Here is a 12,965-nt window from a genome sequence, read left to right on the forward strand (position 1 = left end):
GGGATGTATACGTGTGGGTGCGGGGTGGGCCCGCCCGGAGCTAGGCGCTGAGGTAGGTCAGGAGGTCGTGCCGGGTGATGACCCCGAGCGGCTTGCCGCCGTCGGTGACGAGGAGGGCGTCGTGCTCGGCGAACGCGGCCCGGGCCGACCCCACCGGTTCGTTCACGCCGATCAGCGGCAGGGCGTCGCCCACGATCGAGCCAACCTTGTCGGTGAGCTGCGATTCTCCGGAGAACACCCGGCCCATCAGGCTGCGTTCGTCGACGGAGCCGACGACCTCGCCCATCACGACGGGCGGCTTGGCCGCGAGCACGAGCAACTGGGACACACTCGAGGAGGTCATGGTCTCGATCGCGTCGCGCACGGTGTCGTTCGGGTGCACGTACACGAACGCCGGCAGGGTGCCGGTTTTCGAGCGCAGCAGGTCGGCCACGGTGTGACCGGCGGGAGCGTTGGAGAAGCCGTAGCTGCGCATCCAGCCGTCGTTGAAGATCTTGCCCAGGTAGCCGCGGCCGCCATCGGGCAGCAGCACCACCACGACGGCGTCGGCGGGCAGCTCGCGGGCCGCGCGCAGGGCGGCGACGACGGCCATGCCGCTCGAGCCGCCCACCAGGATGCCCTCTTCGAGCGCGAGCCGGCGGGTCATCGCAAAGGAGTCGGCATCCGACACCGCGATGATCTCGTGGGGCACCGCCGGGTCGTACGCGGTGGGCCAGAAGTCCTCGCCGACACCCTCGACGAGATACGGACGCCCGGAGCCGCCCGAGTAGACCGAGCCCTCCGGGTCCGCGCCGATGATGCGCACGCCGTCGTCCGACACCTCGCGCAGATACCGTCCGGTGCCGGTGATGGTGCCGCCGGTGCCGACGCCGGCGACGAAGTGGGTGACGGTGCCGTCGGTGTCGCGCCAGATCTCCGGTCCGGTGGACTCGTAGTGGCTGAGCGGCCCGTTCGGGTTGGAGTACTGGTTGGGCTTGAAGGCGCCCGGGATCTCGCGGGCGAGCCGGTCGGAGACGCTGTAGTAGGACTCGGGGTCGTCGGGGGCCACGGATGTCGGCGTCACGACGATCTCGGCGCCGTACGCGGTGAGCACATTGCGCTTGTCCTCACCCACCTTGTCGGGCAGCACGAAGATGCACTTGTAGCCGCGCTGCTGGGCCACCAGGGCCAGGCCGACGCCGGTGTTGCCGGAGGTGGGCTCCACGATGGTGCCGCCGGGCAACAGGTGCCCGTCACGCTCGGCGGCGTCGATGATGCGGGTGGCGATGCGGTCCTTGGAGGACCCGCCGGGATTCAGGTATTCGAGCTTCACGAGCACGGTGGCGGAGATGCCCTCCGTGACCTTGTGCAGCTTGACCAGGGGCGTGTTGCCGATGAGGTCGAGGATGGTGTCAGCGATTTTCATGAAGGGATCCTTCGAACGTGAGTGACGTGGCGCGGAGCGATGCCGGCGTGGCCGCTGGCCTGGTGGCGGTCTGAAACCGGTGAATACGGGTGTGCGAGTCGGCTAGCGAAAGCAGCAACAGGGACACGACGTCAGGATGATCACGGTTTCACTCTAGTCGCCGCCCCTGAGTCCCGACCAGCCTGTGAACCATCTGTGAGATGCCCCGCTCGGGAAGCGCGGGCGGCGGTGCATACGTTCGAATGAGAGAACAGCAATCGAAAGAGGCCCTTGTGACCCCTGCCCCGCCCACCGGCCCCTCCGCCGGCTCGTCCACCCCCAAGCCCGGCGTCAAAGCGCAGCGAGCGGCGCAACGTGCCGCCAAGCTCGAGCAGTACCACCGCGAGCAAAAGCGGAGCGCCCGCAACCGGCGCATCGGCCTGATCGCGGGCATCACGGCCGTCGTCGCCGTGGTGGGCCTGGTCATCACGTCCGTGGTCCTCACCCCCAAGAGCGCCAGCTACACCGCCGGCGGTGGCACGGGCGCCGAGATCGAGGGCGTGCAGACGTTCCAGAACACGGCCGCCCACGTGCAGACCGCCGTGACCTACCCGCAGACCCCGCCGGCCGGCGGCGAACACAACCCGGCCTGGCTGAACTGCGGTGTGTACACCGAGCAGGTTCCGTCGGAGAACGCCGTGCACTCCCAGGAGCACGGCGCACTCTGGATCACCTACGACTCCTCGCTCAGCGACGACGATCTGGCCACCCTGCGCGGCCTGTTGCCCTCCAGCTACGTGATCCTCTCGCCGTTCGAGGGACTCGACTCCCCCATCGTGCTCAGCGGCTGGAACTCGCAGCTGGCGGTCGACGCGGTCGACGACGAGCGCATCCCGACCTTCATCCAGGAGTACTGGCAGAGCAACTCGGTGCCGGAGCCCGGGTCCCCGTGCACCGGCGGCATCGATGGCCCCGGCAAGGCGTAGCGTCGGCGCCAGGCGCGTCACCCTGATCATCGCGGCCGCGATCGCGGTCGCGATGGTCGCGCTGGTCGGCTACTCCGTGGGCCGTCTGAGCGCGAGCGACAGCCCAGCACCCACCGCCACGAGTGCCGAGGCCGGATTCGCCCGCGACATGCAGGTGCACCACCTGCAGGGGGCCGAGCTGGCCATGATCATCCGTGACCGCAGCACCGACGAGGAGGTGCGCCGGCTCGCGTATGACATCGCGCTCACCCAGTCGCAACAGGCCGGCCAGCTCTACGGCTGGCTCACCGAGTGGAACCTCTCCCAGGCCGGCCCCGAGCCGTCGATGACCTGGATGACCCGGCCCGGTCGCTCCGACGAAGGCCACGGCCATACCGGCGGGGCGCACACGCCGGGGCAGCGGATGCCCGGACTGGCCACCGACGACCAGATCGCCGCCCTCACCGCGTCCACCGGTGTCGACGCCGAGCGGATGTTCCTTACCCTGATGATCGCGCACCACAGGGGCGCCGTCGACATGGCCGAGGCCGTACAGGATCGCGCCAACGCCGCGTCGATCCTCGGCTTCGCCAACTCGGTCATCATCTCCCAGGAATCCGAGATCGCCCTCATGGAGTCGATGCTCGCCGCCCGCGAACTCTGATCTGTAGCCCCACAAACCCGGGCTTTTCGGGGCTCAGCTCACAGTTCGGGGAGACGTTCGGGGGCCTGCTCGGCGTAGAGCTCGGCGTACGTGCCGCCGGCGGCGAGCAGCTCCCGGTGGGTGCCCGACTCGACCACCCGGCCCGCGTCGACCACGAAGATCACGTCGGCCGTCACGATGGTCGACAAGCGGTGCGCGATGGCGATCGTGGTGCGTCCGCGGGAGGCCGTGTCCAGGGCGGCCTGCACGACGCGCTCAGAGATCGCGTCGAGGGCGCTCGTGGCCTCGTCGAGGATCAGCACCTCCGGGTCCTTGAGCAGTACCCGGGCGATCGCCACCCGCTGTTTCTCGCCGCCGGAGAGCCGGTAGCCGCGTTCTCCGACGACGGTGTCATACCCGGCGGGGAATGACGCGATGGTGTCGTGGATGTTCGCGGCCCGCGCCGCCGTCTCGAGTTCGGCATCCGTCGCCTCGGGCTTGGCGTACCGCAGGTTGTCGGCGATGGTGGCGTGGAAAAGATAGGTCTCCTGGCTGACGATGCCGATGTGCGAGACGAGGGATTCCTGTTCGAGGTCGCGTACGTCCACGCCGGAGAACAGTACCCGGCCGCCGGTGGCCTCGTAGAACCGCGGGATCAGATACGACACCGTGGTCTTGCCCGCACCGCTGGGCCCCACGAAGGCCGCGAACGCGCCGGGTTCGATCGTGAAGGAGACAGCGTCCAGGGTCGGTCTGGACTCGGCGGACGCATCCGGGTACGCGAAGGTGACGGCGTCGAACTGTACCTCACCGGTCACCGCGGGCACCGGACGCGCGTCCTGGGCGTCGCTGATGGCCGGGGTGAGGTCAAGGTACTGGAAGATGCGCGCGAAGAGGGCGCTGGAAGTCTGCAGGTCCAGGGCCACGCGCATGAGGCCGAGCAGCGGGAAGAGCAACCGCGCCTGCACGGTGGTGAACGCCACGACGGTGCCCGCGGTGATGTCGGTGGCGCCGTTGGTGAGCAGCAACCCGGCGACGAGGTAGACGATGGCCGGGATGCTGGACAGGAAGATGCTGACCATGGCAAAGAACCACTGACCGCTCATCTGCTGGCTGACCTGCAGCCGCACCTGGTTGTCATTCTCGTGCGAGTACCGGGCGATCTCGGCGTTCTGCCGGGTGAAGCTCTTGGACAACAGGATGCCCGACACGCTCAGCGTCTCCTGAGTGATCGCGGTCATGTCGGAGAGCGACTCCTGCGTCTTCGAGGCGATGCGGGCCCGTACCTGGCCGACCCGGCGCTGCGCGAACACCAGGATCGGCATCAGGATCACCGCGACGATCGCCAACTGCCAGTTGAGCAGCAGCATGGCCACGAACGCCGCGATCACGGTGACGGCGTTGCCGAGCACGCTGGAGACCGTGTTGGTGAGCACCCCGGCCACCCCGCCGACGTCGTTCTGTAGCCGGGACTGGATCACGCCGGTCTTGGTGCGGGTGAAGAAGCTGAGCTCCATGGCCTGTAGGTGGCTGAACAGCTTCACCCGCAGCTCGCCCATCACCGAGTTGCCCACCGTGGCGGTGAGCCAGGTCTGCCAGACGCCCAACAGGACCGTGGTCACATATGCCGCGATCATGAGGGCCACGAGCACGGTCAACCGCTGCAGGTCGGGTCCGCCGGATTCCGGGAAGAGGCCCTGATCGAACGCCCGCTGGATCAGCAACGGCGGCAGCACCGAGAGGCCGGCGGAGAGCAACACCAGGATCACCGTGACGGTGAGCTTGCGGCCGTGCGGTGCAAACAGGGCCCGGATGCGTCCCAACAGGTTCGGGATCACGGGCGCTTCGGCGTTCTCGGCCTTCTGGGCCTGCGGGTCATCGCCGCTGACACGAGTGCGGCGCCCCCGGAATTGTTCTGCGGGACGTGCTCCCCCGCCGTGCATTCCGCTCATTGCTTCACTCTAAGTCAGCGGACCGACCCCGAAGATTCGGGGCCGGTCCGTCGCGGCGATGCCAGTGCCGGCATCGACCACGTCTGAAAGGTGATTCAGATCATAGCCTCTGGCCTGGCCGGGGGTCTATCCCTTGGTCGACCCTGCCAGCAGGCCGCGCACGAAGTAGCGCTGCAGGCTGAAGAACACGATCAACGGCACCACGAGCGACACGAACGCCGCTGCGGTCAGTCTCTGCCAGTCCTGGCCTCTCGTACCGGTGAGCTCCGCCAGCCTCTGGGTGAGCGGTGCCACATCTTGTGTGCCACCGGAGAAGATCAACGCCACGAGCAGGTCGTTCCAGACCCAGAGGAACTGGAAGATCGCGAAGGACGCCAGCGCCGGAACGGCCAGCGGCAGCACGATGCGGAAGAACACCTGGCCGTGGGTGGCGCCATCCACTCGTGCCGCCTCGATGACCTCGCCGGGGATCTCGGAGATGAAGTTGTGCAGCAGGAAGATCGCCAGGGGCAGCGCGAAGATCGTGTGCGCGATCCACACGGGCAGGTAGCCCTGTTCGGGGATCATCGGGATCAGGTCGTGCACCCAGGCCTGGCCGGGGCGCAGGAACTGCGTGAACATCTGCAGCAGCGGGATCAGGGCCAGCTGCAGCGGCACGATCTGCAGGGCGAAGATCAGCACGAAGAGGGCACCGCTCCACTTGAACTTGATCCAGGCGAAGGCGTACGCGGCCATCGCGGCGATCACGAGCGGGAACAGGGTGGCCGGGATCGCGATGGCCAGCGAGTTCACGAAGTAGGCGCCCAGCTGCGGCGACGACTGCGAGGTGCTGAACAGCACCTCTTTGTAGTTGTCCAGGGTGAAGCCGGGGTTCTGGAAGATCGTCCACCAACCGGTGGTGCTGATCAGGCCGGCCGGACGGAACGACGAGATGAACAGGCCGAAGGTGGGCAGGGTCCACAGCACGGCGATGACGAGGGCCACCACCGTGGCGGTTCGCGAGGTGAGCCGGCGCTTGACCCGCTCGGACTTGCCGACGACCTCGGCTGTCGTGTTCGCCTTCGCCGTGGTGGCACCCGGGATGGGCAGGTCGACTACGTTGTCGCTCATCGGATCTCCCTCTGCTGACGCAGGATTCGTACGTTGTAGATGACGATCGGCAGCACCAGGAGGAACAACACGATCGCGAGCGCGGCGCCACGGCCCTGCTCGCCGGCCCGGAAGGCCTGGGTGTACATCTCGTTGGCGATGACGCTGGTGTTGAAGTTACCGGCGGTCATGGTTCGCACAATGTCGAACACCTTGAGGGTGGCGATCGAGATCGTGGTGATGACCACGACCAGCGAGCCACGGATGCCCGGCAGCGTCACGTTGGTGAACCGCTGCCAACCGTTGGTGCCGTCGAGCTGAGCCGCCTCGATCTGCTCGGTGGGCACGCCCTTGATCGCGGCGGAGCAGATGACCATGGCGAAACCGGTCTGGATCCAGATCATCACGACGATCAACAGGAACGTGTTGATGGGCGAGGTCTGCAGCCATTGCACGGGCTCGGCGCCGAACCAGACCAGAATCTGGTTGAGCAGGCCGATCTGGGCGTTGTCGCCCGACTTGTAGTCGTAGACGAACCGCCAGATGATGCCGGCGCCCACGAACGAGATGGCCATGGGCATGAAGACCAGGGCCTTGAAGTACTTCTCACCGCGGGACTTGTCGATGAACATCGCGTAGGCGAGGCCGATGGCGGTGGAGAGGATCGGCACCACGACCACCCAGATCACGGTGTTGCCGAGGGTGACGAGGGCGGCCGGCTGGGTGAACATCCAGACGAAGTTGTCTGCTCCAACCCAGTCGCCGGCGCCGTTGCTGAAGGCCAGCAGCGAGGTGCGGATGGCCGGATAGATGAGCCCGACGAGCAGCAGCAGCAGCGCGGGGAGGAGGAAGAAGGCGAGTTGCCAGTAGTCGCGCCCGCGTTTGGGCGCTTTGTCGATCAAAAAGAGTATGAGCCCGATGACGAGCGAGAAGGCGGCGAGAGCTGCCACCACCTGAATTATCTTGCCGAGTAGATCCGCGGTCGTCATTGGCCGGACCCTTCTATGGTGTCGAGGAAGAAGCTGCGAAGAGTGGGAGGTATGCGGGTGGGTCCGCCTCACGGCGGACCCACCCGGTCACGCTGGTGCTAGCTCTTCGGCCAGCTGGACTCGATGGTGTCGACAACCTTCTGGGTGTCGTCGCCACTGAGCCAGTTCACGATGCCCTTCCAGAAGGAGTCGGTGCCAACGGCACCCGGCATCAGGTCAGAGCCGTCGAAACGGAAGACCGTGTTCGGGTCCTGCAGGATCTCGACGCTCTGCTTCAGGATGTCGCTGGATGCGAGCGAGGCGTCGAGGCCGGTGTTGGCGCTGATGACGCCGCCCAGCTCAACGCGGTTGTTCGCCCAGGTGTCGCTCGAGAGGTAGCTGAGCACTGCGGTGATCTCGTCGCTCTCGTTGAACGCGCTGACCAGCTCGCCACCACCGGTGACGGCCTGCTCTCCGCCGGCCTCGGCGGGCGGCAGCAGGAACGCGTAGACGTCGCCGTCAGGCGCGACCGTCACGGCCGAGCCATCCGCGTTCTTCCAGAAGCCCTCGTAGAACGAGGCCTGGTGGTGCAGGGCGCAGGTGCCGTCGAGAACCGGCAGGCCGGCGTCGCCGAACTCCGTGGAGATGATCGAGGACACGTCGCCGAGTCCACCGTTGACGTACTCCGGGTTCTTCAGGATGTCGCCGACCGAGTTGAAGGCGGTGACGATGGCGGGATCGTTGAACGGGATCTCGTGCTTGACCCACTTGTCGTAGGTGTCCGCTCCGGCCTGGCGGAGAACGTAGTCCTCGACCCAGTCCGTTCCCGGCCAACCCGTGGCGTCACCCGATCCGACACCGGCACACCACGGCACGGTGCCGTCGGCGGCGATCTTGGCGGTGAGGGTCATCATCTCGTCGAGCGAGGTGGGGACTTCGTAGCCCTTCTCCTCGAACATCGACGGGGAGTACCAGACGTAGCCCTTGACGCTGGCCATCAGCGGTGCGGCGTAGAAGGTGCCGTCGGACGCGGTGCCGTAGCCCTTCCAGTCCGTCGACCACCACTTGTCCACGTTGGCCTCGACGGCCTCGGGAGCGGGCTTGAGGAAGCCGGCGTCGGCAAGCTTGTTGAACAGGCCCGGCTGCGGGATGATCCCGATGTCCGGCGCGCTGCCACCCTCGGCGAGAACGGCGATCTGAGCCTCGAACTCCTTGGTGCCTGTGTAGTTCACCGTGATACCGGTGCAGGCCTGGAAGTCGGCCCAGGACTGCACGAGGCGGTCGGCCTCGTCATCCTGAATGGTTCCACCGATGCTGACCTCGGGGTTGCCCTCGAAGGTTCCGTAGTCGGTGTAGGCGGAGCAGTCGGTGTCGGCCGCGTCCTGGGCGGCGATGTCGCCGGTACAACCGGTCAGGGCGAGTCCCATCACTGCGGCTGCAGCGACCGGGACGAAAAGCCGGCGATGCTGTTTCACGCTCATGCAAATCCTCCTCGTTGAGTGTTGCTTGTGGTCGCTTTCGGTTTTTCCGAACGACCGAATGTGTACTGCAGGTGCTCTGGGTCACACATCTGGAAACGGTTGCATAAGGAACCGGTTCCACACCACAAAGTACGGCACTGATTGCTTCGCCACAAGCCCAAAATGATTACGGATTGGCAAAGATCGCGCTCTCACGCCAAGTCGCACAGATGAGCGTCACGCTCCGGTCCCGAGTTTATGGAACCGGTTCCACTGGCGAGTGGGAACCGCTAGGGTGTGCACTAGCGTTTCCAAGGACGGAGGCTGAGATGAGCGCAATAGCCGATGTCGCGCGCCTCGCGGGAGTCGCCAAAGCCACGGCGTCCCGCGCCCTCAGCGGCCGGGGGTACGTCTCAGAAGAGACCCGGCAGAAGGTCGTCGCCGCCGCAGCCCTCATCGGCTACGTCGCCTCGCCCAACGCCGCGAGCCTCGTCACCGGTCGCACGCAGAGCGTGGGCGTGATCATCCCGTTCATCAGCCGCTGGTTCTTCTCGGAGATCCTGGAGAGCCTCGAGCAGTCGCTGCTCGCCCAGGGGTACGACATGACGCTCTACAACTTGCCCACGCACTCCGTCGAGCGGGAGCGGGTCTTCGATTTCTTCCTTGCCCGCAAGCGGTTCGACGGCGTCATCTCGGTCGGCGTGGAACTCAGCGACGACGAGGTGACCCAGCTGCACCGCCTCGGCCGCCCACTGGTGGGCATCGGCGGCGAGATCCCGGGCGTGCACACCATCGCGATCGACGATGTCGCCACCGCACGCCTGGCCACCGAGCACCTGCTCAGCCTCGGGCACACCGACATCCGTCATGTCGGCGGCGACCAGATCGACCAGATGGACTTCGCCGTGCACACCAAGCGGCTGACCGGCTTCAATGCGGCCATGCGGGCCGCCGGCCACTCGACCGACGACGGCTTCTCCGCCTGCGCGTTCACTGTTCCCGGCGGGTACGAGGCGGGTCTCGCCCTGTTCGGTGACCCGCGCCGCCGGCCGACGGCGGTGTTCGCCGCGAGCGACGAGATCGCCGTCGGACTCATCATCGCCGCCAGGGAACTCGGCATCCAGATTCCCACCGAGCTGTCGGTGATCGGCATCGACGGGCATCCGTATGCCGAGATGTTCCGGCTCACCACCATCGAACAGCATCCGCGCAACCAGGCCCGGATGGCCGTGGATTGGCTGCTCAGCGCCCTCGCCCAGCCGTCGACCGTCGGCTCGGCGCAGCTGACCCGGGCGCCGACCAACCTGGTGATGCGCTCCAGCACGAGCGCGCCGCGCTGATCGAGGGCGTCGGATGCGCGGCCGGTGTGCGCGGTGTCGCCGCTCCGGGTTAGCCTCGTGGGATGATTCCCGACCCGAGCACCGAGCAGACGGATGAGCCGGTGCGCGATCGCTGCGGCGCCGATGCCGGGAGCACCACCGCGGGGCGCCTCGGTTCTGCAGGGTCGGGAACAACAACAGCAGCAGCAGCGGCACCAGCAACAGTTGCAGGACCAGCAGCGGAGGCCGTGGGCGGCACAGGTGACGTCACCACCGTGACCACGCGGTACGCGCCCGCCCGCCCCGTGGACCTGGCTGCCACGATGGCCCCGCACTGCCGCGGCCGGGGGGATCCCACCTGCCGCACAGACCCCGCGGGAATCTGGCGCACCCAGCGCACCCCGATCGGACCGGCGACCCTCCTGCTCCGCCAGGGCGCCGACGGCGACATCCACGCCCAGGCGTGGGGCCCTGGCGCCGGGTGGTGCATCGACCGGGTGCCCAAGCTGCTCGGTTCAGAGGACGACTGGAGCGGCCTCGACCTCACCGCGCATCCGGCCATCGCGGAGGTCCGCCGCCGGGCACCCGGCGTGTGGCTGGGCAGTTCGGGGCTCGTGTTCGAGTCCCTGATCCCGGCGATCATCGAACAGAAGGTGACCGTGCTGGAGGCCCACCGCGCCTGGTACCGGCTCATCCGGCAGCACGGCGAGCCGGCCCCAGGGCCGGCCCCCGCGGGCATGATGGTCTCGCCGGGGCCGGAGCGCTGGCGGCTCGTACCGTCGTGGGATTGGCACCGCGCCGGCGTGGACCCGCGGCGCTCACGCACGGCCGTCACGGTCGCCGCCGTCGCGGCCTCCCTCGACCGCCCGGTCGACGCCGTCACCGCCGCACGCCGGCTGCAGTCGTTGCCGGGCGTCGGCCGCTGGACGGCCGCCGAGGTCACCCAGCGCTCGCACGGCGATCCGGATGCCGTGAGCGTGGGCGACTACCACCTCGCCGCCCAGGTGGGCTGGGCACTCACCGGCGCACCCGTCGACGACGACGGCATGCTCGAGCTGCTCGAGCCCTTCCTGGGCCACCGGCAACGGGTGGTGCGCCTCATCCTCGGCAGCGGCTACCGGGCACCGCGCCATGGCCCCCGGATGACCATCCAGGACCACCGTCGGCACTGACGGGCGCCGCGTGGGAACGTGCTCGCGGCGCAGGGAAGAGCTCGCGGCGGAGGAAAAATGTCGCGGCGCAGGTAAGGCGGCCGTGTAACCTGCGCCACGAGGTCAAACCTGCGCCACCACTGCATACCTGCGCCACGAGCGCACCGGCCGAGGGCCGGTGGCGGTCAGCTGTCGCCGGCGCCGATCGCCTCGGCCTCGTCGAGGGCGCTCTCCACGCCGCCGTCGGCGCGGGCCAGGTGGTGCCGGCCCAGCACGATCACGAGCAGGGCCACCAGAACGGATGCGCCCGCAGCGAAGAATGGCGTGGCCGAGGTGAACCCGTCGGCCAGGAGGGTGGCCGCAGGAGGTGCGATCGCGCCGCCGAGGAACCGGACCCCGGAGTATGCCGAGGACGCCACGCTGCGGGGCAGGTCGGTGGCCTCCATCACGCTTTCGGTGAGCACGGTGTTGAGCACGCCGAGCAGCAGGCCGCCCACGATCACGCAGAGCACCAGGCCCACGGCCGAGCCGATCAGCAGTCCGGCCGCGACCAGGTCAAGGGCGAGCAGCGGCAGCACGAGCCAGAGCACGCGGCTGCGGCGCATCCGGCGGGTGAGCAGCGGGGCGACCCACACCGACGTGATGGCGAGCGAGAGTCCCCAACCGAAGAAGACCAGGCCGAGGCTCACGGCGCTGCCCAGGCCCAGCGGAACGAGGGCGAACGGTGTGTAGGCCAGGAGCACGAAGAAGCCGATGTTGTAGAACAGGGCGGCGCCGGCGAGGATACCCAGGCCCGGCCGGGCGAGCGCCCGGAAGGGGGCGGACAGGCGGGTGGGCACGGGGCGCGGGCCCTCGGTCTTGAGGAGCACGACGATGGCGATGAAGCCCACGGCCATGAGGGTGGCGCTGCCGAAGAACGGTCCGCGCCAGCTGATGCTGCCCAGCAGTCCGCCCAGCAGCGGGCCGATGGCGATGCCCAGGCCCAGGGCAGCCTCGTAGAGGATGATCGCCGACGAGGTGCCGCCGGCCGCCGCTCCCACGATGGTGGCCAGTGCGGTGGAGATGAAGAGCGCGTTGCCCAGGCCCCAGCCGGCGCGGAAGCCGATGATCGACTCGACGTCCTGGGAGAGGCCGGCGGCGAGGGCGAACACCACGATCAGGGCGAGGCCGATCAGCAGGGTGCGTTTGGCGCCGATGCGGCTGGACAGCCAGCTGGTGAAGAACATGGCCACGCCCGTGATGAGCAGGTAGCTCGTGAAGAGCATCTCGGTCTCGGTGGGCGTGGCGGCGAGGTCGGCGGCGATGGCCGGCAGGATCGGGTCGACCAGGCCGATACCCATGAACGCGATGACGCAGGCGAAGGCCACCGCCCAGACCGCCTTGGGCTGGTGCAGGATGCTCGCGCCCGCGGCAGACCCGGCGACGGCATGGCCGGCGGCGGGCCCCGCACTGGTCGTGGCAGTCGATACCGATCCGCCTGAGGCAGATCCGGCCGAGGCGAGACCGCTCGAAACCTGTCGTGTGCGGCGGCTCATCGGGCGACCTCCGACGGCGTCTCGGCCAGGCGCCCCGGCGCCGCCTGGCGTTCGGTGGCCTCGACCCGATCGCGGAGAATGGCGACGGCCCGCTCGAGCGTGTCGACATCGGATGCGGGCAGATCGGCGAAGTAGGGCAGCAGGGCGGCGGCCAGCTCGGTGCGCCAGGCCAGCAGGGCGGCCTCGCCGGCCGGGGAGATCGCGATGAGGCTGACACGCGCGTCGGCGGCGTCGCTGGTGCGCGCGATCCAGCCGCGGGCGAGAAGGCCTCCCACCAGCTTGGTGACGGTGGGCTGCGAGACGCGGCTGAGCTCGGCGAGCTCGCCGAGACGGATGGGGCCGCTCGTGAGCAACACGCTCAGCGTGCGCCAGAGGGCCGGCGATTCGGTGCCGCGGGCGGCGCGGGCGGCGACCCGGGTGAGGCGGTGGTTGACGGAGACCAGGTCCCCGAGGATGGCATGTAGATCAGCAGGCATCCGCCAACTATATACATAGCCAA

The 12,965-nt window shown here is 68.3% G+C and carries 11 protein-coding genes; 4 read left to right on the forward strand and 7 right to left on the reverse strand.

The features are described from left to right. Positions 1-40 precede the first annotated feature (40 nt). The gene (locus DOE79_RS09600) at positions 41-1,405 is read right to left on the reverse strand and encodes a cystathionine beta-synthase (protein WP_120338307.1); all 1,365 of its coding nucleotides are present in this window, start codon (positions 1,403-1,405) and stop codon (positions 41-43) included. A 272-nt stretch (positions 1,406-1,677) separates the two neighbouring features. On the opposite strand from DOE79_RS09600, the gene DOE79_RS09605 reads away from it, so the two are divergent. Together DOE79_RS09605 and DOE79_RS09610 are read left to right on the forward strand one after the other, a co-directional pair. Beyond that, complete coding sequence (locus DOE79_RS09605) at positions 1,678-2,370, forward strand: thioredoxin-like domain-containing protein (RefSeq protein WP_245977253.1); 693 nt, start codon at positions 1,678-1,680, stop codon at positions 2,368-2,370. Then, positions 2,351-3,013, forward strand: coding sequence for a DUF305 domain-containing protein (locus DOE79_RS09610; protein ID WP_120338309.1), 663 nt, complete (start codon positions 2,351-2,353; stop codon positions 3,011-3,013). The genes DOE79_RS09605 and DOE79_RS09610 overlap by 20 nt, the downstream gene beginning before the upstream one ends. 38 nt (positions 3,014-3,051) lie before the next feature. Here DOE79_RS09610 and DOE79_RS09615 read toward each other — a convergent pair whose 3' ends face one another. The 4 genes from DOE79_RS09615 to DOE79_RS09630 form a co-directional block, all read right to left on the reverse strand. Continuing rightward, on the reverse strand, positions 3,052-4,944 hold the full coding sequence (locus tag DOE79_RS09615) for an ABC transporter ATP-binding protein (protein ID WP_120338310.1): 1,893 nt from the start codon (positions 4,942-4,944) through the stop codon (positions 3,052-3,054). 126 nt (positions 4,945-5,070) lie between these two features. Beyond that, positions 5,071-6,054 carry a carbohydrate ABC transporter permease gene (locus tag DOE79_RS09620; protein WP_220094316.1) on the reverse strand — a complete coding sequence of 328 codons (984 nt, stop codon included), beginning with the start codon at positions 6,052-6,054 and terminating at the stop codon, positions 5,071-5,073. Next, on the reverse strand, positions 6,051-7,022 hold the full coding sequence (locus tag DOE79_RS09625) for a carbohydrate ABC transporter permease (protein ID WP_120338311.1): 972 nt from the start codon (positions 7,020-7,022) through the stop codon (positions 6,051-6,053). The genes DOE79_RS09620 and DOE79_RS09625 overlap by 4 nt, the downstream gene beginning before the upstream one ends. 98 nt (positions 7,023-7,120) lie before the next feature. Continuing rightward, a complete protein-coding gene (locus DOE79_RS09630; RefSeq protein ID WP_120338312.1) occupies positions 7,121-8,482 on the reverse strand; it encodes an ABC transporter substrate-binding protein in 1,362 nt (453 codons plus the stop codon). A gap of 308 nt (positions 8,483-8,790) precedes the next feature. On the opposite strand from DOE79_RS09630, the gene DOE79_RS09635 reads away from it, so the two are divergent. Both DOE79_RS09635 and DOE79_RS09640 read left to right on the forward strand, forming a co-directional pair. Beyond that, a complete protein-coding gene (locus DOE79_RS09635; RefSeq protein WP_120338313.1) occupies positions 8,791-9,801 on the forward strand; it encodes a LacI family DNA-binding transcriptional regulator in 1,011 nt (336 codons plus the stop codon). A gap of 62 nt (positions 9,802-9,863) precedes the next feature. Next, complete coding sequence (locus DOE79_RS09640; RefSeq protein WP_245977255.1) at positions 9,864-10,952, forward strand: DNA-3-methyladenine glycosylase family protein; 1,089 nt, start codon at positions 9,864-9,866, stop codon at positions 10,950-10,952. Between the two features lie 164 nt (positions 10,953-11,116). On the opposite strand, the gene DOE79_RS09645 is transcribed toward DOE79_RS09640, so the two are convergent. Further along, positions 11,117-12,466 carry an MFS transporter gene (locus DOE79_RS09645; protein ID WP_120338315.1) on the reverse strand — a complete coding sequence of 450 codons (1,350 nt, stop codon included), beginning with the start codon at positions 12,464-12,466 and terminating at the stop codon, positions 11,117-11,119. Beyond that, a complete protein-coding gene (locus tag DOE79_RS09650) occupies positions 12,463-12,942 on the reverse strand; it encodes a MarR family winged helix-turn-helix transcriptional regulator (protein WP_120338316.1) in 480 nt (159 codons plus the stop codon). The genes DOE79_RS09645 and DOE79_RS09650 overlap by 4 nt, the downstream gene beginning before the upstream one ends. Positions 12,943-12,965 lie beyond the last annotated feature (23 nt).

Source organism: Cryobacterium soli (genome assembly GCF_003611035.1).
GTDB lineage: Bacteria > Actinomycetota > Actinomycetes > Actinomycetales > Microbacteriaceae > Cryobacterium > Cryobacterium soli.